The 22,676-nt window shown below is 31.8% G+C and carries 22 protein-coding genes and 1 tRNA gene; all 23 read right to left on the bottom strand.

The window, feature by feature from the left end; genetic code table 11:
• Positions 1-241, bottom strand: a 241-nt coding sequence (locus E0F91_RS09570; RefSeq protein WP_132066289.1) for a transposase, incomplete at its 3' end; no start/stop codon positions are given.
• 195 nt (positions 242-436) lie between these two features.
• Complete coding sequence (locus E0F91_RS09565; RefSeq protein ID WP_132066287.1) at positions 437-1,123, bottom strand: SanA/YdcF family protein; 687 nt, start codon at positions 1,121-1,123, stop codon at positions 437-439.
• Between the two features lie 84 nt (positions 1,124-1,207).
• Entirely contained in the window at positions 1,208-2,041 is an 834-nt protein-coding gene (locus tag E0F91_RS09560; RefSeq protein WP_132066285.1) for an endonuclease/exonuclease/phosphatase family protein, read from the bottom strand.
• Complete coding sequence (locus tag E0F91_RS09555; RefSeq protein ID WP_207919043.1) at positions 2,016-2,390, bottom strand: retropepsin-like aspartic protease family protein; 375 nt, start codon at positions 2,388-2,390, stop codon at positions 2,016-2,018. The genes E0F91_RS09560 and E0F91_RS09555 overlap by 26 nt, the downstream gene beginning before the upstream one ends.
• Before the next feature lie 160 nt (positions 2,391-2,550).
• Positions 2,551-3,159 (bottom strand): OmpA family protein, encoded by a 609-nt coding sequence (locus E0F91_RS09550; RefSeq protein WP_132066283.1) that lies wholly within the window; start codon positions 3,157-3,159, stop codon positions 2,551-2,553.
• Between the two features lie 2 nt (positions 3,160-3,161).
• A complete protein-coding gene (locus E0F91_RS09545) occupies positions 3,162-4,466 on the bottom strand; it encodes a hypothetical protein (protein WP_132066281.1) in 1,305 nt (434 codons plus the stop codon).
• Between the two features lie 16 nt (positions 4,467-4,482).
• Complete coding sequence (locus E0F91_RS09540; protein WP_132066279.1) at positions 4,483-4,956, bottom strand: hypothetical protein; 474 nt, start codon at positions 4,954-4,956, stop codon at positions 4,483-4,485.
• Between the two features lie 2 nt (positions 4,957-4,958).
• Complete coding sequence (locus tag E0F91_RS09535) at positions 4,959-6,134, bottom strand: hypothetical protein (RefSeq protein ID WP_132066277.1); 1,176 nt, start codon at positions 6,132-6,134, stop codon at positions 4,959-4,961.
• The gene (locus E0F91_RS09530) at positions 6,131-9,565 is read right to left on the bottom strand and encodes an acetate and sugar kinases/Hsc70/actin family protein (RefSeq protein WP_132066275.1); all 3,435 of its coding nucleotides are present in this window, start codon (positions 9,563-9,565) and stop codon (positions 6,131-6,133) included. The genes E0F91_RS09535 and E0F91_RS09530 overlap by 4 nt, the downstream gene beginning before the upstream one ends.
• Positions 9,566-9,569: 4 nt before the next feature.
• Positions 9,570-11,009: a hypothetical protein gene (locus tag E0F91_RS09525; RefSeq protein ID WP_207919042.1), complete on the bottom strand. Its 1,440-nt coding sequence runs from the start codon at positions 11,007-11,009 to the stop codon at positions 9,570-9,572.
• An 11-nt stretch (positions 11,010-11,020) separates the two neighbouring features.
• Positions 11,021-11,449, bottom strand: coding sequence for a hypothetical protein (locus E0F91_RS09520; protein WP_132066271.1), 429 nt, complete (start codon positions 11,447-11,449; stop codon positions 11,021-11,023).
• A gap of 4 nt (positions 11,450-11,453) precedes the next feature.
• Positions 11,454-12,929: a hypothetical protein gene (locus tag E0F91_RS09515; protein ID WP_132066269.1), complete on the bottom strand. Its 1,476-nt coding sequence runs from the start codon at positions 12,927-12,929 to the stop codon at positions 11,454-11,456.
• Between the two features lie 5 nt (positions 12,930-12,934).
• Entirely contained in the window at positions 12,935-13,555 is a 621-nt protein-coding gene (locus E0F91_RS09510) for a DUF805 domain-containing protein (RefSeq protein WP_132066267.1), read from the bottom strand.
• A 41-nt stretch (positions 13,556-13,596) separates the two neighbouring features.
• Entirely contained in the window at positions 13,597-13,812 is a 216-nt protein-coding gene (locus E0F91_RS09505) for an HTH domain-containing protein (protein WP_132066265.1), read from the bottom strand.
• A gap of 302 nt (positions 13,813-14,114) precedes the next feature.
• A complete protein-coding gene (locus E0F91_RS09500) occupies positions 14,115-14,744 on the bottom strand; it encodes a hypothetical protein (RefSeq protein WP_132066263.1) in 630 nt (209 codons plus the stop codon).
• A 412-nt stretch (positions 14,745-15,156) separates the two neighbouring features.
• Positions 15,157-15,768, bottom strand: coding sequence for a P-loop NTPase family protein (locus E0F91_RS09495; protein WP_132066261.1), 612 nt, complete (start codon positions 15,766-15,768; stop codon positions 15,157-15,159).
• A 55-nt stretch (positions 15,769-15,823) separates the two neighbouring features.
• Positions 15,824-16,783: a transcriptional regulator gene (locus tag E0F91_RS09490; RefSeq protein ID WP_132066259.1), complete on the bottom strand. Its 960-nt coding sequence runs from the start codon at positions 16,781-16,783 to the stop codon at positions 15,824-15,826.
• 142 nt (positions 16,784-16,925) lie between these two features.
• Positions 16,926-17,201 (bottom strand): helix-turn-helix domain-containing protein, encoded by a 276-nt coding sequence (locus tag E0F91_RS09485; protein ID WP_132066257.1) that lies wholly within the window; start codon positions 17,199-17,201, stop codon positions 16,926-16,928.
• 110 nt (positions 17,202-17,311) lie between these two features.
• Entirely contained in the window at positions 17,312-18,157 is an 846-nt protein-coding gene (locus tag E0F91_RS09480) for an RteC domain-containing protein (RefSeq protein ID WP_132066255.1), read from the bottom strand.
• Between the two features lie 131 nt (positions 18,158-18,288).
• On the bottom strand, positions 18,289-19,533 hold the full coding sequence (locus E0F91_RS09475; RefSeq protein WP_132066253.1) for a site-specific integrase: 1,245 nt from the start codon (positions 19,531-19,533) through the stop codon (positions 18,289-18,291).
• Positions 19,534-19,838: 305 nt separating this feature from the next.
• Positions 19,839-19,926, bottom strand: a tRNA-Ser gene (locus E0F91_RS09470).
• Positions 19,927-20,092: 166 nt separating this feature from the next.
• A complete protein-coding gene (ribB, locus tag E0F91_RS09465) occupies positions 20,093-21,226 on the bottom strand; it encodes a 3,4-dihydroxy-2-butanone-4-phosphate synthase (protein WP_132066251.1) in 1,134 nt (377 codons plus the stop codon).
• 8 nt (positions 21,227-21,234) lie between these two features.
• Entirely contained in the window at positions 21,235-22,668 is a 1,434-nt protein-coding gene (locus E0F91_RS09460) for an LptF/LptG family permease (protein WP_132066249.1), read from the bottom strand.
• Positions 22,669-22,676 lie beyond the last annotated feature (8 nt).

The raw sequence follows: 22,676 nt of genomic DNA, 5'->3' as shown, positions 1-22,676 counted from the left end.
CAGCTTCTTTTAATTTTGCCTCTAATTCGCTAATCAATTTTTGTTCTGCGGTTTGTTTTAAAATTCCATTACCAGGAAAACTACCAGATCCAAATTTATCGTAATCTTTACGCCATTTATACAGCATACTAACACGGATACCTAATTCTCTGGCTAATTCAGTAAGGTTAGATCGTTCATTACTCAATTCTACAGCTTTTATTTTAAACGCTGCGTCATAAATTTTTCTTTCTCTTGTCATAAGTTAAAATTAAGGTTTTTTCTCTTAACTCAAACTCCCAGCTAAATTAGTACATCCAACTATTTAAATATTTCCAATCATGATATTGTAGAATTATTATTCTAGAAGCCCAAAAAGCAATAATTACAAACTTTGTATTACCATTTATAAATAGCAGTTGAGAAATCATGACAGATCTATTTTCCTTTTAGATCCTTATAGTTGTTCCTGTCTAACGTTAGACTTTCCGTTTGTTTTTACTTTCTTTCCGTAAAATTTTGCTCTACGATTGTATATGCAATCAACAAAAGATTTGATAGTAGCTGCCCATTCACGTACAAAGTACCTTCTTTTTCCGTAGCTTGAATTTGTTGTAAATCCAATAGCATCTATTCCTTTGTACTGAGCGATATAAACGGATCTGGGTAAATGATAGCCTTGAGAGATTACTATTGCTTCTTTAATAGCAAATATTTCAGCAGCTCTTTCCATTGATGAATAGGTGTCAAAACCAGCATAGTCTGCAAAAATCAAATTTTGCGGAACTCCTTTTTTTACTAAATAATTATTCATCACTGAAATTTCATCATAATGTTTGTTACTATTGTCGCCAGTTAATAATATTCTTTTTACTTTTCCAGAAAAGTATAATTCCAAAGCCGCATTTAACCTTTGAGTTAAATAGCTTCCCGGTGTTCCATTAGATTTAATTCCAGCACCAAGAACAATTGCGAACTCTCTATCATCAACATTATTCACGTTAGAGAATATTTTATTACGAACCGAGTATTTCACAAACAACGGAATTGATAGAATAAGAGATCCTACAATAACTGACAATAGTATAATCCTTTTTATTACTTTAAAACTGTTCTTTTTCCGTACTTTAAATTGCGATTCCATATTTTTGTCTAATTAATTTATATGCTAAAATGTAATGTTTATTTTGAAACCTATTCACAGTATTATATTAATTTAGCTTTCATTCTAATTCAACACAAATTCTGCCCAAATTGGAATATGATCAGAAATGGCTCGTGCTTCTTTTAAAGAATTGAATTTTTGATAAAATGGAACTACTCCATAATTTTTAACTGTAACGCTTGTAGAATTATAAAACATATTGTCCAATTCAGAGGCTAAACATTGACTGTATTTACATTCTCTTTTCAAGGTTGTTTTTTGATTTAGGAACACTGAGGTATATCCCATTTTTTTCAAGGGATTGAATACCGTATGTGATTGAGGACAATTGAAATCGCCAACAAAAATTAGATTTAATGTAGGATATGCAACAGGTAAAAATTTAAAATATTTTATTTCTGTCTCTGGTTGTTTGGTTTTGGGAATTGCGTGAAAGTTCACTAATGTGAATTCTTTGTTTTTGTATTTAAACGTACATAAAAAAGGTTCTCTATCTATCACTACGTTATATTTTTTTTCTAGCCAAGCTCGTCCTATTTTTTTTACTTTTGATGTTTTCCAGATATAGGCATATCGCTCCATTGTATAGGCGGCACTACTCGTGGGCTCACTAATAACGTAATCCCACTTAGCGCCCTTCCTGTTGAGTTCGTCAGCGAGTCTTGCCACAGCTTGTGCGCCTCCATAACCAGCAACAACTTCTTGGATTGCAATAATATCAAAATCTCTTACTGTATTAGCAATGAATGCAATTTCTTGATCTGATTTTGATTTGCCTATATTCTCTATATTCCAAGAAACAACTTTAGTCTGTCCTGATAGTGCAATGGAAATAATTGAAAGACAAATTGAAAAAAGCACAATTTTTTTTCTATTGTTCTTCAAAAGTGATTTCATTTCTTTTGTAATCTATTGAGACTTTTCCAAATTGAGCTAGTGCTGATTGACCAAAAAGTAAAGGAGCTTGATTGTTATGGACTACAGAAGCTCTAACATTCTCCAGGGTTTTGTTTCCGATTTTTACTGTTCTTAAATTTATGATCGTTCCCTCTGAAATACTGCCGTCTGCTATCTGGTATTGTTGTTGCCCTAAAATATCGTCGTCTTGCAATGTACCTTGTTTATATAAAAACATTGCTTCTGTGGCCGATATTGTAATATCTGAAGCTCCAGTATCAAAGATAAAATTCATATTACTACCGTTTATCTCAACAGGTATTTTATAAATTCCATTTTCTTCTGACATTGTAACCATCGTCTTGCCATGTCTAGTTGAACCGGAGACGGAGTTGTATCTAGTCTTTGCATCTCTTGTATTGTTTCTGCCAGATCTAGAGCACCTTGTACAGTCTGTCAATAACATTGAAAAAGCAATTGCTGCTATGCCGTACGCTATTTTAATTGTCTTAATTGTCAATTTTACCTATTTTTGGAATTATTTGTATTAAAAATTGTTGATTTTTTCTTTCAGACTTTCCCGTATAACGACCAACACCTCTTGTACCGCTTCCAGCTACCTGAAGTTCACAGAAATTGGAATCAAATTTAATGTTGTTATTCTCCCACAGCTTCAAAAGTGATAATGCTCTTCTATAACTTAAGCCATCGTTATCTTTATATAAATCATTTGATGCCATACCCTCAATAATAATCATATACTTGATGTCATTTTTTTTATATTGTGTTTGTAATCTTGTAATTAGAGCTTCAATATTTTCACCAACATCTAATAGGTACTTTTTGTATTTTTCCTTAATATCACTTTTGGCAGGATCAAATTGAATTTGTTCTTTTAAAGTAAATCTCTTGTATTCATCTTGGTATGAAAAATACTTTGCGTCTAATTCCTTTACAGAATTCTGAATTTCTTTGATTTTATCTAATTCTCTTTCATTTGCTATTGCCTTTTTTTTCATCATTGATACGGCAAGCACAAATAGCACTAACATGATAAAAAAGAGACTAGTCATTAAATCAGCGTAACTTGCCCAGAAAAAATTTGTTTTTTTTGACATAATTATTTAAAAATAAATTCAAAAATTTTCCACGCACTAAATACAACACCGATTAGTGCGCCAGAGGATACAAAAACATATCCAGCATACTTAATAAGATTTGGAATTTCAAACCCTGTTTGCTGGTTTTGATTCAAAATCGCTTCGGATAATTTATCAATTGAAGTATTGAGCGAGTCTAATTTATTATTTTGAAACCTTGCTTCTTGTTCCATATTAGTCATGCTTATTTTTAATTCTCCTAATTTTTTTAATTCATTTAAATTGCCTCTATCTTCTTTTAAAAGTTTTTCTAATAGATCTTCTTCTTTAATAGTTATATCCGTTATCGCTTTTATTTGAGTGTCAATATGTATTTTTAATTGTTCTAAACTATTACTTAAAACATTATCAACATCAATAACTGCATCAGAAACCATTTGCTTCCTACTACTCACTTCTCTTAATTCCGATTGCAGAATATCGATTATTTCTTTATTCATATCAATATTTGTACCTATAGAATCAGCAATTTTTTCCATAGAGTGGGTACGTTCTAATTGATTGTTAATACTGAAATTTAGCTTTTGAGCATTGTCAACAAAAGAGTTAACTTGGTGGAGGTAGGTGTTGAATTTTTCAAATTCTTTCGTACTCGTTCTAAGTTCCTGTAGCACATTTACATTTAATTTTGCTAATTGAGCAACGTCAACCTCTTTTAGGTCATTCATTAAGGTTGTTTGACCTTCAAAAGAATCTAATATGCGGTTCATTAGACCATTAAAATTATGAATGTTAGTTTCAAAAGTATCATTGAATTTAAGCAAATTAGCTTGCAGCGAGTAGATACTTGAGGAAATATTTTGTGATAAAACTGGCAAAAGATGTGTTTGTATCCATGTAAAGAAATCATTTTTAAGTCCTTCAGCCTCAGTTTTCGCCCCTTTATACCTCCAACCTGAAAGCAAAACGGTTAATAATAGTCCCGTAAAACTCGCAATCATGGCTATCTTCACCCCGCCAATTAGGATATCAATAGCTTTTTCAAAATTGGCATCACTGATACTAGGCATGGCAAAAAGGCCAATAACGATTCCTAACATAGTTCCCATTAATCCTAAATATAAAGGTATTGGTAATAATGTATTTATCTCTTCATCAATTGCATCAGTATTACGCTCAACTACATCTTTAATTAAATTAAAATCGCTAACCGCTCCTTTATTTCTTAGTAAATAGGTGTTAACTGAACTGAGTACTTTATCGAATACTGCATTAGATCCTCCCTTGGATTTTATAAGCGTAATTTCAATATATTTTGATTCCATATTATTGTGCGGTTTTTTAAGTTTTAGAATTGCTGTTGTAGTCAGTCAATGGAACCCAACCAATCGTGATATAATTAGATAAGCTTTTCAAAAGTATTTTTTTTTCTAAATTCCCCTTTGTAATCCAAATCATTTCTTTATCATCGACAGCTTCATCGAAAAGGTTTAAATTGGGAAATTCATTCAAAACTGTAACTGAATGCAACTTTTCATCGATTTTTTCATTAACTGTGACTTTCTTTTTAGTTTTTTTTGAGGATGGTTCTGCTAGCAAATTAGGATCACTAAATTTTTTAACATTGTTAAAAATGTATTCCACAGTCACCGTTTTTATATCAGCTTCCTGAACAAAAACTTTTACTGTTTCAAAATTATTAGCCGCTGGTACTACAGCTTTAAAAAGCGATATTTTTTTTGAAGTGGTAATAGCCACGTAGATTTGTGCTATTACAATAATTGCAATTAGACCTCCTATTAGTATATCATGCATATCTATTCGTATTTAATTTTTGCATTAGTTATTATAACCCATTTGTCGTTTCTTTTCTCGGCAGTTCCTGGAGAAGTTGTTATTATTTTTTTTGCATTTGGGTTTCGTGCGTTTTGAGGTTCGCATACAGGATCTATATAGGTCTGAGGAGAATCAATACTATCCCTGATTCCTGCTTCATCTGAGAAAAATTCAAATTTTGCTTTTGACGAATTTGAGTTATCTACAGTAAATTTGTATAAGGATTGTGTTGGTTTAAAGGTTTCTGTTTGGCTACTAATGTCAAAGCTACCGTCCTCCTTATTAGGCGTGGCCATATAGAAAACAATGCTTTGCGGGATGTATGCTTTTGGAACTTCGAAGAGTACTTCTGGACTTTTTTCCTCCTTATAAATTGTTGGAGAACTGAGTTTTGAGATAGTAAATTCTAAATTTTTTATATTTCGTTCTAATTTTTCAATTCTTGAATTCTCATTTAAATTTTGCGAGTTATAATGACTTCGGATGTTTGGTAATTCTTCCGTTTTTGTTCTCCTATCAATTCTAGCATTTAAATTTTTGACATTTTTATTTAAAAGAATATAGATTCTAATTAACAGAATTGCAATTGTGCAGATTAGAACAAATAACATTGCTATCCAAATATTAAATTGATTTTCAGAATTTAATTTTGGTTGTTTAATACCGACTTGATCAGTTTCAGTCTCACCATTATTTACCGTGCTGTTTATTTCATCTGATGTAATTTTTGATGATTCAGAGCTATTACTTTCTTTATTTTCTGAAGTTGTACTGCTTCTAATATATTCTTTAATATCGGCCTTTATTTTATCGAGTTTTGCTCCTTTTCTTTTTTCAGCAAAGTCATGAATTTTTTTAAATTTCACCCTATCTGAAAATATTTCTTCAGATAAAAAATTTAAATAATCAGTTATATTTCGCTGTGTTTTTAAAGTTTGAAACTCTTCAAACAATGCAAGAGTTTTTGAATCAGAAATAGTTGCTTTAGAAAGTGTTTCTGTTTGACAATTAAATGTTTGACCAGTGGGTAAAGCATCATTGATACAAATACAGGTAACATAATCCACAGCTTTTATATATTCTAGGGAATTACTCTCTTGAGCAAAATTGAATTGGAAAAAAAGGAGTAATGCTATTACAATTAAATAATTTTTCATGCTTCTTGGCTGTTAAGTTCTGTATGGATATTATACGCTAGGTGATTTATTCCACCAATTAATGGGTAGAAAAATAATGTTTCATCTATATTTTCGTCTAAATCTCCTTTTAGTTCATTTTTCTTTTCCTGTAGTCCTATTTTTAAATTATCTAAAGCATTTTCTTTTAAAGATTCTTTATAAGCATTTAAATGGGTTTGATTGATTCCGAAATTATTTTTAAAACTAATTTTCTTATTCAATGAAAAGAACCAATCAATAAAATCATTGTATTCAGCAACAACTCCATTTTCTACTGATGCATTAATATCGTTATATGACTTTGGCACTGTCGGAATTAAAACATCTTCTTGAGTACCCAGTAAAACTGTTTTCAGTATTTCAATGTTTTTATTTTGATTATTTGTTATCATCAATGCCCCTTTGCAACTAATTTCCTTAGGATTTCCATCCTGTTTCAAATCAATTTTTGTGTTGGTGTCCTCACCAAAAATATCTTTAAAAATAATTTGCGTTAACTCAGTCAATCCACTTAATTTGTCACTTCCATCGGCTATATTAATGATTTTAGATCCTGTACCACTAAATGTGATGTAACGAGGAGAATTCAATGCCTTTGCTTTCATCAATTTTGCAATATGATAGATAATAGAGGTATAAAAAAGAAGGAACACAATTTTGAAATCTTCATTAAATTTCAAATCGTTACTAAATGATATAGGAATATTGCTGTCTTTTATTTTTTTATTTTTTTCAATAGAAAAGAAAAAAGCAATCATATCTTCTGACTTGCCTTCGTTTTTAAGTTCTTCTAATACGCCTGATAAATCTGGTTGGTTATTTGATTCTAATAAACTTCGCATTCGATCCAAGTATTTTAGAATAAATCCATTTATTTTGGAGGAACGACCGAAAGCATCACCAAAAACAGCATTAGCCGCAAAACGGAAAGACGTTAATAATTCGGAATTATTATTGGTATAGACCACAACATCTGTTGTACCACCACCAATATCAATTGATACCACAGGATTAGCTAATGCATTTACTCCTAAATGAGTATTGTAATAGTAGAATGGTGCAATAGACTCCGAGATTTTCTCTGGAGGTATTGATTTATTTATATATTTTTTAAATAATTCATTCCATTTACTTTCTAGCAATCTTATTCTATAGGTAGACATACTAGAAGGGTATAGCCAAATTAATTTGGTTTTATTTAAGTCCCCTCCATTTAACAACACTTTATTTCTGATTAAAAACAACAGGTTCTCAAAATAAGCATCAATTACTTTAATTTCATTTGGATCAGTTGTATAATCAGACCATTTTAGATTTGTTCTGATATATGCATTTGGGAGAATAGGATATTTTTCATAATCAAAAGGAATATTAAAATCAGATAAGGCATAGGTATCTCTATTTAAATCTAAATTCTTTTTTGAATTTATAATCGTTCTTTGCGGAAAACTAAACTCTGACTTTTTATTTAATTCCCCTGGCTTAAATTCCTGAATTATCAAATCAAATAATTTATTCGCTCTCACAGCATTAATTGATTTAATGGTTTCTGGATTTTTAAGATTATATAAGGAGGCTGATTGTAGGTCATTTTGTGTGATTTCAAATGGCTTCGGCTCTCCATTATCTTTACGATACTCTATGTGCGTATTTGTAGTACCAAAGTCAACAGCAAAGGTAAAATCAGCAGTTCCTTGAGATATTTTTTTAAAAAGCGGCATGACTACTCCATTTGCCCAATTGTTTTTTACAACAATATAGTCGAAGCCTTCCTCTAAAACATAATATTCTGATGAGATGCGATCGATTGACTTCTCACTTCTTTGTTTTACTGCTTTTTCAATAACTTTCGAATTATCATTATTTTTAAAAAAATCAAGACTGTATTTATTATTTTTATTATGCTCTAGGATATCTCTATCCATAAAAGCGATCCTATAAAAATTTTGTGTATCCTCTTCTAATTTTAAAAATGGAAACAGCGTTAATCCGAATTGGTTTTCAATAATAGCCCCCTTATTTCTAGTCAAGTCAGGCTCTGTAATCTGATAATCATTCATTGGTGGATAATACGTTCTTTCGTAGGTTACGTATTTTCTGTTTTTGATAGGAATACGAAGTGTCACATTTACTCCACCAGTCGAAGATTGTTTGATTTTAATTATTTTTTTTCCGTCAGAAGTAACTCCTTGTAAGTCTTCCACATTGAAATAATCAAAATATTCCTTTTTTATGGGTAATAAAAAGCCTTTAGAAATTTCTCCCGAGTTTACTGAAAAATTACCATTGAAGAAGTTCTCATTATCTATGGGATAAATAGTTCGAATTATATAAGGTTCTAAGAAATCACTAATGGTTAGATAGGGATATATTGAATCATCATAGGGTAACGTTCTTTCTTTTAAAGGTCTGTCATCTGATATATTTGCTCTATTGTTTTTATCCCAAATTGCAGTCGTATAGACTATTTTATCTGAAAAATCGTCAATAGGTAATACCAATGGTTTACTAGCCTCTTTACATTTTTCAGAATCTATGACAAACCCACTATTATTTTGAATATCAATCGAACTTTCTGTTTTTTTACGAAGAGGGAAATCTAAAATTTCAACAATACCATCACTTCCAATTGTTAGTTTTTCAAATTCGGTATTAAAGTTATCTTCAGTATAATTATTTAAAATAGTTCTTTGCTCATGAGAAAGCATTTTATAATTCATTTCTAAATAATCATCTACTCCTTTAAAAAGAGGATTGAAATTAGGCATGAATTTACGGATCCCAAAAATAAATTTTTGGAAATTAAAATCCCTTTTATATAGTGGCTGATAATGATTATCAAAAACAATGTCAGTACCAAATTGAATATCAATATCCAGTTTATTCGCAGAGGTGAAAAATAATGTTGCTGGAGAAGTCCCTCCAATTATGTTTAATTCATTGTTTCCTTTCTTGTAATTAAGGAGGTATAGTCTTTGAATTTTGTCAAAATTATAGGCTTTGGCATCTTGCTCCAAGTACAATTTTAAAGTTTCTCCTAATAGTTTGTGTTTGGGATTAGAAGAATGTAATAGCTTATTTAAATCATTGGCTTTGTCCCAAATTACAATATTTATTTTTTCTTTTAATTTATCACTATTAAAAAATATTTCTCCAACATCTAAACAGTCTGAAACCATTTTATGAAAAATAGTTTTACCATCCACCTGATTTAAATTAACCAAGTTTTCAAATGCCGTTTTTACCAGATCCATTCTCGCAAATGGACTTGGTATGGAGGTTATTTCTTTATTTGCAGAAGAACCATTAGGATCTTTTATTGCTTCAATGGCATTTTTACCATAAGCCGTTGAAGTTTGCCAGTCCTCTATATTATTACTACCATCATGGAAACGAAATACTTTTGCCATTTTATTAGAATTTATATTTTTCTTTTACTAAAGATTCAGTTGTGTTGTAAAAAAGATCCATAAACTGCTGTTCTTGGGTACTTGTCTTTATTATTTCTTTGTCGTGTTTAGAGAGTAAATAATCATATCGACCATAATTCTTACCGCCAGATTCCATCCAACCGATATTTGGTTTTACACCTTTAACCATTTCAAATAGATTAGAATCATTAACATCTAGATTTAGTGGAGAAAAACTGCGTTGATTGAAGGCCATCTCATTTAGCCATTCTAAATAGTTCTGATTGAATTTTTTTAAATAATTACTGTAAAATGGTTGTGTTAATAGGTTGGAAATATTTATGTTTTTTGCCCAATTTTGATCTATGCTTGTACCAATTTTGTCTCTTAAATACACTAAAAATTTAGTGTATTGAGTTAATGGTTTTTTTAACTGTAGTTGCGTAGAATCTCCAAGGTTCTCAAATATTAAAGAATTGGAATTTGATTTAATACCAAATTCTTGATAAATAGGGTTTTCAGCTGTACCATCTATAGTAACTAATTCGGTAGCATCTTTTTTTGCAAAATCTATTATTGAGAGTGCAGCAGCCATTTCAAGGAAATGCGCATCATTTTTTTGATTTGCCGCCCCTTCCACATTTGGATAATCTTTGGTTATATCATCTCCTAAATAATAGAGTGCATTTACAGAATTATTACCACTAATATTTTTTTCATAATAGGATAATGCTGCTTTTGTTTTTGAGATAAAAGTAGACTTATCAATCTTACTTTCGTCATCAGGGGCAACACCAAAATAGGGTAGCATAGTCACGGCTCCAATAGGAGCATCTTGAAGGTATTTCCAAGTTGATAAATTGTGATCGGCATTACGTATGTTTTTTACTAATAGTGGGAAGCCAGCAGCTCCAGTTCCCCCAAAGATCGAACTAATAATAAAAATGCGGTCTTCCTGACTAAAAGTAGATGCGAAATTTTTAAAATCATCGGATTGTTTGAATTGATTTAAAACGACACTTCCAATATTAGGGTTTCCTTTAAAACCTACTTCCATATCCGCATTTAAATTATCTTCTGAAAATAATAAGTTGATTAAAGCTTTATTATTTTCATCCAAACCACTGTACTGGATATAGTCTTTAAAACGGTCGTTTTTAATATCATTTAAAACTAATCTGAAATTTTGATTCACATTAGATATTTTTGTTTTAAAAAACTGATTTTGATCAGCATCAGTAAAACTTAGTTTACCATGGATCTGCTGATAATTTTTTAGAATTTCGATAGTACGAGTAACATCTCCATTAGCCTCGTCAGGATCAATAATAATAGGAACAACTTCAAATCTATTAATGTCTACTCCTGATGCTAAAAGCATTGCAAGGGATTTAATTACTCTTGAACCGGTACCACCAATTCCAAATACATATAGTTTAGCCATGATTTTATTTTTTAGAAAGGTGTTTTACTTGCTTTAACACTTTTAAATTTGAGTACTATTGAAAAAAGAAAAGAAAAAATTATTGCCCATATCGCATTTACCATCGAAAAAGTGAAATATTCCGTAAAGGAATAGGGGCTTCCCTCTGTTGATGTCGAATAAAAGTCTTCAATAGCTATAGTACTTTGGTAGTAAGCTGCACCAAAGTTTATTATTCCGATGACCAGTATCCAGATCAACCAGAATCGTTTTTTATAAAAACCACTATAGTTTGAAATGAAATAGTAATAGATAAATTCTAAAAACGCAGAACTTAGTAGCATTGTGAGCCCAATGCTCATGTATGCATTAGCTTCGAACATATCATTAGAGAATCCATCCAAATAAAATAGGTCTCCCAGAAAAGTTCCTTCATATAAAATTGCGAAAAAGTCATTCATAAAGTTATTTTTTAATATTTATTGTTAATTCGAAATAGTCATTATTTTTGGATTCGGTTTCGTACGCTTCATTGATTCCTTCAATTAGATACTTTATGCCAAATGTCTTGTTGCTGTTTTGAGTTAGGTTACTATCGTCATTGGTGTTTGTTTCATACACCCATGAAGGAATCTGTTTTTTTAACGTAAAAGTCAGATTAGTAAAATTGGGTGCTGTAGATTCAAAAACAATGTAATGCGTTGGATTCGCACTTGCTTTAGCAAGCATGTTAAGTGAATTTGGTTGTATGTTTTTCTCAGTAAAAGGATGTATTCCTTTAATTTTATAATTAGCATTTTTAATGGAATAATTTCTATAATCTTCTATGTAACTATATTCAACTGGAATAGAGCTCATGTCTACAGCAACTGTGAAAATTAAGCTAGAGGAATTTCTGTCATTAATTTTTACATCCTCAATTCCTTTTATAGAACCATCGCCTGAAAAATCTTTGTCGGGTTTGAATCTGCCAGAATATTCGTTCGTATTGATAACGGAAAAATAAATACCTTGCGAATAATTGTTTAAAGTTAAATTGTATTTATTCTCAAATCCCTCCACTTTTCCCTTAACCAATTTGATGTTTTCATTAAAGTTATTCATTGCTATATCAGTGGCCATTATGGTAATGTAATAGGGCCTTAGTTGACCGGACAGTTGCGTTTTTTTATTTTCTTTATCATAATAAGTCCCATTAAATTCAGAGGTTAGTTTAACAATTGAAGTCGCTAGCCTTTCTTTGCTTTTGAATTTGGTTAAAAAGGCATCTTTCGTCAGGCTTTTTTGATCACTTAATAAATCTTCAGTCTTACTTCCTTGAATTGAGTAAATACAATCAGATAGTAAAATTGATATTGTGTCTTTAGCTGTTTTATTCAATATCTGATTGAAGATGTTATTGAGATTACTATCATACGTGTTACCAATTTTAAAAGTCTTTGTGTTTAAGGATTTTGAAAATGTAACTATATCTCCATGTATTTGGGTTGGGTAAATGGTAGAATTAATAAAATCGATATTTATATTTTTTTCACCGTAATAGTACTTCAACATGACTAATAAATCACGAATAGCACCTTTGAATTGGGTATTCCCATTCACATATCCATTCATACTACCCGAGTTTTCGATATATATATTTACAAAATAATTTTTTGGTGGGCCAGACGGACTTTTATCTTCTATTTTATAACCTTTTTTTTCTAAAAATTTGATTAGCTTGACTTTATCAAAACTAGCATTAGTAAAAAACTTTTTGAATTTTCTATCCGTTTCAAATAGTTTAATTTCTGCAATTAAATTATTAATTTCTAAGGACGTTATTTTGGAATCACTTTTTGAGTATTCTTGAGCATTATCTTCAAAAGTACTATAATCACTTCCGCAACTTGTAAAAAGAAGACAAAAGAATAAGGTTAGGGGAAAGAGAATTTTATGCATAGTAGTTATTTAATTTTAATAATTATATTACCTTGAGTAACTTCAAGTACATTAATTCCATCAGCTATTTTCATAAATTCATCCAAAAGATACTGAGTAGTATTATCGTGCTTCACAGTTATACTAGATGTAGAATCACGGACTTCATATTTTAAACTTTTCACGAAATCTAAACTTCGTAATTGCCTTAGTATTTCCTGTAAGTTACTGTAGTTGACATTTATAACTTCCAAATTAGTAGCGTCATCAATTAAAGGAAAATTATCATGTTTTACTCTTGTTATTACTACATCTGTTACTTGGGGACTAGATGTAGCAAATTGTAATTTGGCTTTTGCTTTTGGATTTTCGCCATATTCATTAGAATTTTTTTGACCCTCATCAAAAAGCATCCATAATAAATAAAACGGAATTATTTGCCACCAGCCATTATTTCCCATATCATGACATCTTTTAGCACCTTGTGCCCATAATAACCAAAATAGTGGTATTATCAATATGCTAAGTAATCGATATTCATTTGTGAAAATCAAAACTAAAGAGTAAACTGTATAGAAAGCTATCAAACTAAAACCATATTCTAGTCTTCTAATTCTGCCATCAAATGAAAAAGTATTTTTGAACATAACTGAGTTTTTTTATTTAATTTTTTTTTGCAAACCTATCTTTAACCTTCAAAACTTAGCTCACATTCTCTTTTATAAAAATAATTTCCTTTTTGATTATCATAAGTTATTGGGGCATTCATTTCGTTTTTCATATAAGAAATGTAATTGTAAACACTTCTTTCTGAAACTCCTAACTTTGCAGCAAGCTCCTTAGGAGTACCTGTCCGTTCCGTTATTACAAACTCGTGTAATCTTTTTATAATCCTTATGTCCATATTTTAGCAATTTTAGAAAAAAGGACTGCAAGCTCATTGCAGTACGTAAGATTTTTTAAACAAATTTTAACAGGATATTTTTTAATTGATATTATTTTATAATTAGAATATTATTAACCTATTCACAATTTATTTCTCCAAACCTACCACCAATAAAAAATTATACTTTACGGTTTTCCTCATTTGTGGAAAATATTTAATCCGTTTTTCATATAAAATGATTCAGTTTGCTGCAATTTGATTCATAAAAAGAAAAATAGCACCTATTTTTCTTCATTTCCAATACCCACTTTTAGTGATATTCAAACTATTTTAAATGAATCAAGGTAAAACTGTAATTCCTGCAGTTTAATCCCGTTTTGCGCTAAATCTGGAAGCTGTGCTAGTTGGACAAAACTACTATTTTGGGAGAATGACTCTTGTGTCAATTGGTTTTGTAAAATTATGTAAATGACTTGGGAGAGTGTTTTTGTATTACAAAGCAAATTGTAGTTTTTTAGATAAATCCGGATTTCATATTTCTGTGTTTCATGGTCATGATCTAATGCTACAAAATTCAGATTTTTTGCTTTTAAAGTGTTTTCGCGAATTATGTATGGTTTTTCTAGTTCTTCAATAACTGTATTGATTTGCTCAGTTGGTATCAGGAAGGCAGTGAATTTCCATGTTCGAAGTTGTGGAGCTTTATCGACTAATTCAATTAGTTGTTGGAAATATTCCTTGTTTCCATTGGCTGTGATTATGAATTCGAATGGAGTTGCTATGCTTTTAGGGAAGATGATTATAAAATCTAATTCTCTGCAGTAGTAGCTGAGGTTTTTGCCTAACCAAAATAGAATTTCTTTTTGTTGTTCGGGGGATTCATTGCAACTATTTTTGATTCTTTGATTGTTGTTTTGGAACCAGTTCCAGAAGGTGTTGATTTTTTTCATGAGATGTTTTTTTTTAACCGCAAAGGGCGCAAGGGAAGCGCAAGGTTCGCAAAGGTTTTTTATTAACTTTTTTTAGTTATTAATGTTTTTTTAACCGCAAAGGGCGCAAGGCTCGCAAAGGTTTTTTATTAACTTTTTTTAGTTATTAATGTTTTTTTAACCGCAAAGGGCGCAAAGTAGGCGCAAGGCTCGCAAAGGTTTTTTATCAACTTTTTTTAGTTATTAATGTTTTTTTATTTAACCGCAAAGGGCGCAAAGTAGGCGCAAGGTTCGCAAAGGTTATTTATGAACTTTTTTATTTAGGTGTCATTCTCGATGCATTTTTTGTCGAATTAAATTGGATAAAAAATTAATAGAAATGACGTTAAGCTTTCTACTTCGCTCGAGTTGACAGCGTGACGATGGTCTACTATTACCTTTTGTCTTTAGCGTTTTTATCAAAAGCAATTAGATTGAGCATGTTGCGCATGCGGGAGCGGACCCTGTTGCCATAGGCATTTTCTATTTCGGAGGCGGATAGGTTAGTGGTCATGTGCGTGTAGATTTTCTTTGATATAAAAATGTCGTATCTGGAGAGAATTATCTCTGCCATAACATTGCATTCGTTTCCGAAGTATTTGAGGTTCTTTTCGGTGCCTAAATCATCGAAACAATAGTTTTTGTGCTCGGCATGCGTTTTGTGGCCAAAGCTGTAGCGATGAATTACTTCATAACCGTCATTTATGAATTCAAAACTAATGTCCCGGCATGTTTTGATAAAAAACTTTTTAGGATGTTGCGGAACGTATCGCATCAAGGACATTAATGTAGTTTTCCCGCAGCCAATTGGTCCGCTGAGTAATATTCCTTTTGTGAGATCGATACCCGATGCTGCGGTGGTAGTTTCATCTTCAAGGAAATAGGATACCATTTTCGTGATGTTGGGAATGTCTTGCTCGTGAAAATAGAATTTTTCTCCAAAGTCTTTTTTTCCTTTTTTTTCCAACCAGGATAGTATTTCTGGATAGTTGTATTGTATGGTCATACGGTTTTTTTTGAGTGAATGGTGAGTGGTCTATGAAAGTAGTAACAAGTTGTCGTTACAGTGGTTCGTCATACTCTTTTTCGGTTGTAGCGTGAAGGATATTTGCTCTTGAATCTCTGTTTGCTGTTCCGTTTGGACTCGATTTACTTGCAAATTTAGACGTGTTCAAAATCCAATTGCGCGCTGCTGCTTTCCAGTCTTTCATTTTAGATTTTCCGCCTATTAGCCATCCGTTGCTGCTGTAGTAATTAAAAAATCGCTCTGCCTCAAATTCCGTATTTTCTTGAAACGTAAAATAGTTTTTCACTAGTTCTAAAGAAGGGATGTCCTCCTGGTCCACAATTGGATCGTCTTGTTTGACTAGTGGTGCCTTTTCTTTTTTGGCGCAACTTTTTTCTTTTTCTGAATCATTTTGAGTTTTTAATTGCTCTTGAACTTCCTTTGAAAATTGTACTTTTTTTTGTTGTTCTAAAAAAAGAGAATTATTTAAAAAATCAACCTCGGGTTCTCTCTCTATGTTTATATTGTTTGTTATGTTTTTAATTGTTTTATTATACTCTATATAGGGCTGATCAATAACCTGTTTAGTAGCTTGTTCACTACCTTGTTCATTTTTTGATGAGGTACGGTTACTTAACTGTTTGTTTTTTGAATAGGCTAGTGTGGTATCTTGTTTACTATTTGACGAGCTTGCTACAACATCATCATTTTTTGGCTTGGTGTTGTCTTGCAAGTTTTGAATGGTTATTAATGTCCCGGTGTATGGGTTGAAAGAGGGCTTGTATTCTAAGTACCCCAAACGTTGTAAATCTTTGATGCATTTGTGATAGGTGGCTGTAGATGCAATATTGCTACCACGCATGATTTCATCCCTGGTGATTGTAAAAGGATTTTTAAAGCGGTTGATATTCCAACATTGAAAAATGGTAATGTATAAGCTAATGTGTGTAGGATTAAGTGTTTTCTCTCTGGCAATGCTGTTGAAAAAACCTGTCAAGTGCTTGATGTAATTCATTTTTTGAGTTTTACAATTTATTTTGTGTCTGAGATTTATTGGATAAGCAATCGCAGACTTATCTCGCATAATTTTATTTTATTGGAGCTCGATGATTTTCAATTCGCAAGAGCCATTGCAGTTCGTATTGTCGGTTTTCATTTTACTTCTCTAGTAATTTTTTCAAGTCATCGTATTTGTAATAGATGATGCTTCCTACTTTGGTATAGTCTAGTGTACCGTTGATGCGAAGATTTTGAAGTGTGCCGTTAGAAATTTTTAGCAGCTCTTTCACTTCGGCTGATTTGAGCCATTTTTTGGGTTCCGGATTCTGGCTTATTATTTCTTTGAGTTCAGAAATAAGTGTGTTTTTGAATTCTACTAAGTCGCCTTTAGTAATAAGTTGATGGCTGAATAGGGTTGGGTTTTCAGGTGTCATACAATTGTTTTATAATTAGTTATGACGCAAATGAAGTGAAGTTGAAACTATAAAACACCCAAGTTGGGTGTACCTTGGGTGTTTTTTTATTCAAAATGAACTAAAAGATATTATTTATATTCTCTCTCATCGAAGCGTTTGTTGAGGTTTTCGCCTAGCATATCAATGAATTTAGTTTTCTTTATTTTTCGATTTTTAATTTCATTGCACGCTCTGTAAATATCACCTAATTCAATATCGAATAATTTCTCGAAACATTTTGATATCTCAGTTAGATCGGCTTTTCCATCATTAAATACTTTTTGTGTGTGCAATGCATAAATTAACTCAATCAGATCTGTTTTACTTGCAGTCCATTTAAAAACTTTGTTTTCCAAAGGATCTTTAATTATTACGGATTTACTATTGGATAAACTACTGATTTTATTTTCAATGTATCGTTGAAATATTTCATTTGCCAAAATCATTGCCACTTTGAAATCGTGGGTTGTTGAAAAACGATGGTCTAATTCATGATAAAAAATATCAAGATTATAATCGATTTCTACGCTGTTTCGAATAAAAACCTTACTGTCAAAGGAATGCCCCCCTAATCTGTAATAATTATAAAACTCTGTATTTTCACTAAAATAGATATTAAGCTTATTCAACTCATTGTCCAAATAATCCCTTTGTATTTTTCTACTCCCCAAAGGCTTGTATGATTCGAGTTTTCTAACTTTGTTGAAATAAATTAATTTAGAAGAGAATTTGGGTTTGATATTTTTGAAAAAATGAATTTCATCTTCTATGGACTGAAATTCATTATCTAAAATGTAGTCTTTAAGAGTTTTTAAATACTTTACAATAGTTTCGATAGACTTATCACTCATGCTTATCGGGTTGTCATAATCAAATGATATGGCATGTAATTCTTTTTCGAGTTCACATAGCAATGTACGGATGAATGTAATCATAAAATAGTTTAGGTTTGGTTAATTGAAATTTAGTTTTAGTAATAAATTTCCCTAAATTAGTTTAATAGTTAACCCGAAAGCAAATATAAAAGTAACTATTGTCTATCTTGTTTATTGTTAATGACTTACAGCTAGTTTATTTTTTTTTCACAAAGGAAAGCTACGCCGTTAAATTTATCACGAAGTATTTTCATATCCTCACTTACTTTTTTATCCAATACTTTAGCGTAATGCTGCGTAGTTCGTAAGTTTTTGTGGCCAAGCATTTTGCTAACGCTCTCAATAGGGACACCATTGGTAAGTGTTACTGTTGTTGCAAAGGTATGCCGGGCAATGTGGAAGGTGAGTTCCTTTTCGATCTCGCAAACTCCTGCTATTTCTTTGAGATAGGCATTCATTTTTTGATTGCTTAAAATGGGAAGCAGCTTATTTTGATTGATGCATTCCGGATGATCTTCGTATTTATCGATGATCATTTGTGTAAGAGGCAGAATCGGAATTTTAGACGCTGATTCTGTTTTCTGGCGGTGGGTAAATATCCATTTCTCGCCATCAATACCGATGCTAATATGTGACTTTGTTAGGTTTTTGACATCGATGTAGGCCAAACCGGTAAAGCAGCTGAAAAGGAATATATCTCGCACCAGTGTCAGTCTTTCAGTTTTGAAGTCCTTATCGATAATGTTTTGGATTTCTTCTTGGGATAAGTATACGCGTTCCACTTCTTTGACTTTTGATTTATAATTGGCGAACGGATTTCTATCTATCCAATGATTGGCCAAACAAATCTTAATGATTTTATTGAAGTTCTTGAGGTACTTCACTGCAGTATTATTAGCGCAATTGCGAACGCTTCTCAAATAGAACTCATATTCTGTGATAAACGCATGGTCGATTTTAGCAATTTCTATATCAGTAACTTTGTACTTCCACTGCAGGAACTCCACCGTATGCTTTAATGAAGTTCTATAACGCTCTAATGTTCCAGGCGCGTATTCTTTACCTACTAATTCTTTGATTTTATTATTGTGGTCCTGAAAGATAGGGATGAGGGTTCTAGGACGTTCTTGGGTGCCTAATAGTCTGCTTTTAAGTGTTTCGGTTGTTATGATGCTATTTTTATGGAGTAGTTCCATTTGTACATCAATTATTTTGATTTTTAGCATATCAAGATGACTATTGATTGAACGAGCTTCATTGGAACCACCTTTCATTTTTCCTGCCTCGGTAGACCATTTTGAGATTTCTACAAATCTGTTTGTGCTCAATTCAATTCTTTTACCATTGATGGTAATTCTCGTGTATATAGGTACTAAACCGTTTACACTGGCTTTTGCTCTCTTTGCGTAAAAGAGAATAGATACTTTTGTTTTCATTGCGGTAACCTTTTAGTTAAACTTAAATTTAATTCTAAAAAGACTTCAACACAAGATGTTTGAATAGTGAACAGGTGATTAAACAGGTAGCTATTCATTTTATGAACATGTTGTTAAATATGCTCAAAAGCCTTGTGTATTCTAGCCTGAGATACAAATTCGGTTACCCAAATGTTTTGAGTTTTCGGGTACCCGAATTTATCCCTTTAGGAACACGCATTAATGAATATTTTGAAGGGTAGTTAAAAGAAAAAACCCTTTAAATCATACGATTTAAAGGGTTTTAGTTCAATTTGTATTTCTACTGGCGGAGAAAGAGGGATTCGAACCCCCGGACCTGTTACAGTCAACAGTTTTCAAGACTGCCGCATTCGACCGCTCTGCCATTTCTCCAGTATGTCGCTTTCATTACCTGATTGCGAGTGCAAATATAAGAACCTTTTTTGGTTATACAAATCTATTTTTAGAAAAAAAGCATCTATTTTTTAGACTCATTTTTAACCGTTTCATTTTCTATACTTTAGCCCTAAAATAATTTTTAAAAAAAATATAAAAAACTTTAATACTTCACATATTCGGTTATTTCTAACCCATATCCAATCATTCCGACACGTTTTGTTCCTTCAGTATTGGACACTAATCTAATTTTTGAGATGTCAATATCATGCAGTATTTGTGCTCCAATACCAAAATCTTTACTATCGATGATTATTTTTGGCGCTTTCATTACACCTTCACTTTGCAATAATTTGAGTTCAGCGATACGATTCAATAAGTTTACGGATTGCATGTCCTGATTGATGAAAATTACAGCGCCTTTCCCTTCTTCATTAATTACGCGGAACATATCGTCCAATTGTTGGTCAGCATTGTTGGTCAATGTGCCTAATAAATCATTATTTACTTGTGAGGAATTAATTCTTGTCAAAATGGATTCTCCTAAATTCCAAGTTCCTTTGGTTAAAGCAATATGAATTTGTTTGTTAGTTGTTTGTTGGTATGCTCGTAGTCTAAAAGTACCAAAACGAGTCTCAATATCAAAATCGTCCTTTTTGATTATCAAACTATCATGTTGCATTCGGTAGGCAACTAGCGCTTCGATTGAAACTAATTTTAAATCGAATTTTTTTGCCACTGCTACTAACTGCGGAAGTCGCGCCATGGTTCCATCCTCATTCATTATTTCTACAATAACCCCAGCTGATTTAAACCCAGCTAATCTTGCAAAATCAATTGCGGCTTCGGTATGACCTGTTCTTCTTAGTACACCACCTTGTTTAGCAATAAGGGGAAAAATATGACCTGGTCGTGCTAAATCATGCGGTTTAGTTTCTGGATTGACCAATGCTAAAACCGTTTTTGCTCTATCCGCTGCAGATATCCCTGTTGTTACGCCGTTTCCTCTTAAATCTACTGAAACCGTGAAAGCAGTTTCCATTGGATCCGTATTATTAGTTACCATAACATGTAATCCCAATTCTTTGCAACGGCTTTCTGTCAGAGGAGCACATATTAGTCCTCGACCGTGCGTGGCCATGAAATTTATCATTTCTGGAGTCACCTTTTCGGCTGCAGCCAAAAAATCACCTTCGTTTTCTCGATCTTCATCATCAACAACGATTATAATTTTTCCTTGACGAATAGCTTCTATTGCTTCTTCAATTGTATTGAGTTCTATTTTATTTAAGTCCATTGTGGGTATTAGTTTCGTGATGGTAATATTTTTTTAAGTACTTTTTGAAAGGGAGCCAAAATGACATCCATGTTTATTAATCCAATATCGTTTGTAGCTCTGTAGGTCAATAAAATTGCTAATGGCGTCAAAATAATTGAAGATAGCCAAGCACCCATAAAGGGAGTCATTCCGTTTTCTTGAGCAATTCTTTTTCCAAAAGTATTTATAAAATGAAAGGTTATGAATATTAAAACGGCAAAAACAATAGGAAGACCTAAACCTCCTTTTCTAATGATAGCGCCTAAAGGGGCACCTATAAAAAACATTAAAAAACAAGCAAATACGATTACAAATTTGTCGTAATAAGCTAGTAAATGTCTATTTATATTTTTTTGTTTATTAAATAAATCAGTTTCAGAAGTATCAATCGAGTAGGATGTACTTGCTACATTGCTACTCGCTATCTTTAAAATATCTGATTTTTGTTGATTGGTATATAAAGACAAGATATTATTGGGAAGTGGTTTGCTTTTTGTAGATGCGATGAGCTGTTTTTTCGAAGGGAATGATATTCTGCTATTGCTGTTTTCTGTAAACGAAATGATATCAGTTTTCATATTTTTCTTCAACGAATCCAATGTGTAATTCAGTTCATTAACCGTAAGCATCGTATTGGTATTAGCAACCGATTCGTCATTTACGTCTACTTTATTCAGTTCTGATAAATCGATATTAATGATTTGCTTTTTAAAAGAGCTTTTTGCAAAAGGCATTTTGTTGCGTTCCTCGTATTTTTTTGGAACTATATCCTCGTAATAATAGCCACTATTAAGTACTAATTGTAGAATACTAGATTCTTTACTACTGATTAATTCTCCGTCTTTTGCTTTTATCACCGTTTTGCTTCCGTCACCAATCTTTGATTTTTTGTGAATGGTAATTCCGGTAAGTGTATTGCCTTCTGGACCGCTTTTTTTATTGACTTTGATGTTGTAAAATCCCACATCACTAAACTGTCCTTCGGCTATAGCTAATGCCGGTTTAACTTGGGCAATGTTTTTTCTGAAATTGATAAACTTGTATTCGGCATACGGAATTACATTATTCGAAAAGAAGAAAGCCACGATACTCAATAAAACAATAAATACAGTTAAACTTCTCATGGCTCGTTGAAGCGAAATTCCAGAAGATTTCATCGCCGCAAATTCATAATTCTCCGCTAAATTTCCAAAAGTCATTATGGAAGATAAAAGTATCGAAAGCGGTAAAACTAAGGGTACGATTCGAGGCATAGAAAAAGCCAGGAATTTAATGATCATTAATAGATCTAAATCTTTCCCGGCCAATTCGGATATAAATAACCAAACGGTTTGAAGTATGAATATAAAAAATAGGATTACAAATACCGTAGTAAATGTAGTCAAGAAGGTTTTTAGTAAGTATTTGTCAAGAATTTTCACCTAGCGCA

Source organism: Flavobacterium sandaracinum (assembly GCF_004349135.1).
Lineage (GTDB): Bacteria > Bacteroidota > Bacteroidia > Flavobacteriales > Flavobacteriaceae > Flavobacterium > Flavobacterium sandaracinum.
The sequence above is the reverse complement of the archived record's forward strand: the minus strand, read 5'-3'. Positions and strand labels throughout refer to the sequence as shown.

Excerpts from the sequence above, each read along its gene's own strand:
- E0F91_RS09550 (WP_132066283.1), bottom strand. The coding sequence starts at position 3,159 with ATGTCAAAAAAAACAAATTTTTTCTGGGCAAGTTACGCTGATTTAATG.
- E0F91_RS09485 (WP_132066257.1), bottom strand. The coding sequence starts at position 17,201 with ATGACACCTGAAAACCCAACCCTATTCAGCCATCAACTTATTACTAAA.
- E0F91_RS09495 (WP_132066261.1), bottom strand. The coding sequence starts at position 15,768 with ATGACCATACAATACAACTATCCAGAAATACTATCCTGGTTGGAAAAA.
- E0F91_RS09545 (WP_132066281.1), bottom strand. The coding sequence starts at position 4,466 with ATGGAATCAAAATATATTGAAATTACGCTTATAAAATCCAAGGGAGGA.
- E0F91_RS09540 (WP_132066279.1), bottom strand. The coding sequence starts at position 4,956 with ATGCATGATATACTAATAGGAGGTCTAATTGCAATTATTGTAATAGCA.
- E0F91_RS09505 (WP_132066265.1), bottom strand. The coding sequence starts at position 13,812 with ATGGACATAAGGATTATAAAAAGATTACACGAGTTTGTAATAACGGAA.
- E0F91_RS09565 (WP_132066287.1), bottom strand. The coding sequence starts at position 1,123 with ATGGAATCGCAATTTAAAGTACGGAAAAAGAACAGTTTTAAAGTAATA.
- E0F91_RS09535 (WP_132066277.1), bottom strand. The coding sequence starts at position 6,134 with ATGAAAAATTATTTAATTGTAATAGCATTACTCCTTTTTTTCCAATTC.
- E0F91_RS09500 (WP_132066263.1), bottom strand. The coding sequence starts at position 14,744 with ATGAAAAAAATCAACACCTTCTGGAACTGGTTCCAAAACAACAATCAA.
- E0F91_RS09515 (WP_132066269.1), bottom strand. The coding sequence starts at position 12,929 with ATGCATAAAATTCTCTTTCCCCTAACCTTATTCTTTTGTCTTCTTTTT.
- E0F91_RS09530 (WP_132066275.1), bottom strand. The coding sequence starts at position 9,565 with ATGGCAAAAGTATTTCGTTTCCATGATGGTAGTAATAATATAGAGGAC.
- E0F91_RS09560 (WP_132066285.1), bottom strand. The coding sequence starts at position 2,041 with ATGAAATCACTTTTGAAGAACAATAGAAAAAAAATTGTGCTTTTTTCA.
- E0F91_RS09555 (WP_207919043.1), bottom strand. The coding sequence starts at position 2,390 with ATGTCAGAAGAAAATGGAATTTATAAAATACCTGTTGAGATAAACGGT.
- ribB (WP_132066251.1), bottom strand. The coding sequence starts at position 21,226 with ATGGACTTAAATAAAATAGAACTCAATACAATTGAAGAAGCAATAGAA.
- E0F91_RS09490 (WP_132066259.1), bottom strand. The coding sequence starts at position 16,783 with ATGAATTACATCAAGCACTTGACAGGTTTTTTCAACAGCATTGCCAGA.
- E0F91_RS09475 (WP_132066253.1), bottom strand. The coding sequence starts at position 19,533 with ATGAAAACAAAAGTATCTATTCTCTTTTACGCAAAGAGAGCAAAAGCC.
- E0F91_RS09510 (WP_132066267.1), bottom strand. The coding sequence starts at position 13,555 with ATGTTCAAAAATACTTTTTCATTTGATGGCAGAATTAGAAGACTAGAA.
- E0F91_RS09525 (WP_207919042.1), bottom strand. The coding sequence starts at position 11,009 with ATGGCTAAACTATATGTATTTGGAATTGGTGGTACCGGTTCAAGAGTA.
- E0F91_RS09480 (WP_132066255.1), bottom strand. The coding sequence starts at position 18,157 with ATGATTACATTCATCCGTACATTGCTATGTGAACTCGAAAAAGAATTA.
- E0F91_RS09520 (WP_132066271.1), bottom strand. The coding sequence starts at position 11,449 with ATGAATGACTTTTTCGCAATTTTATATGAAGGAACTTTTCTGGGAGAC.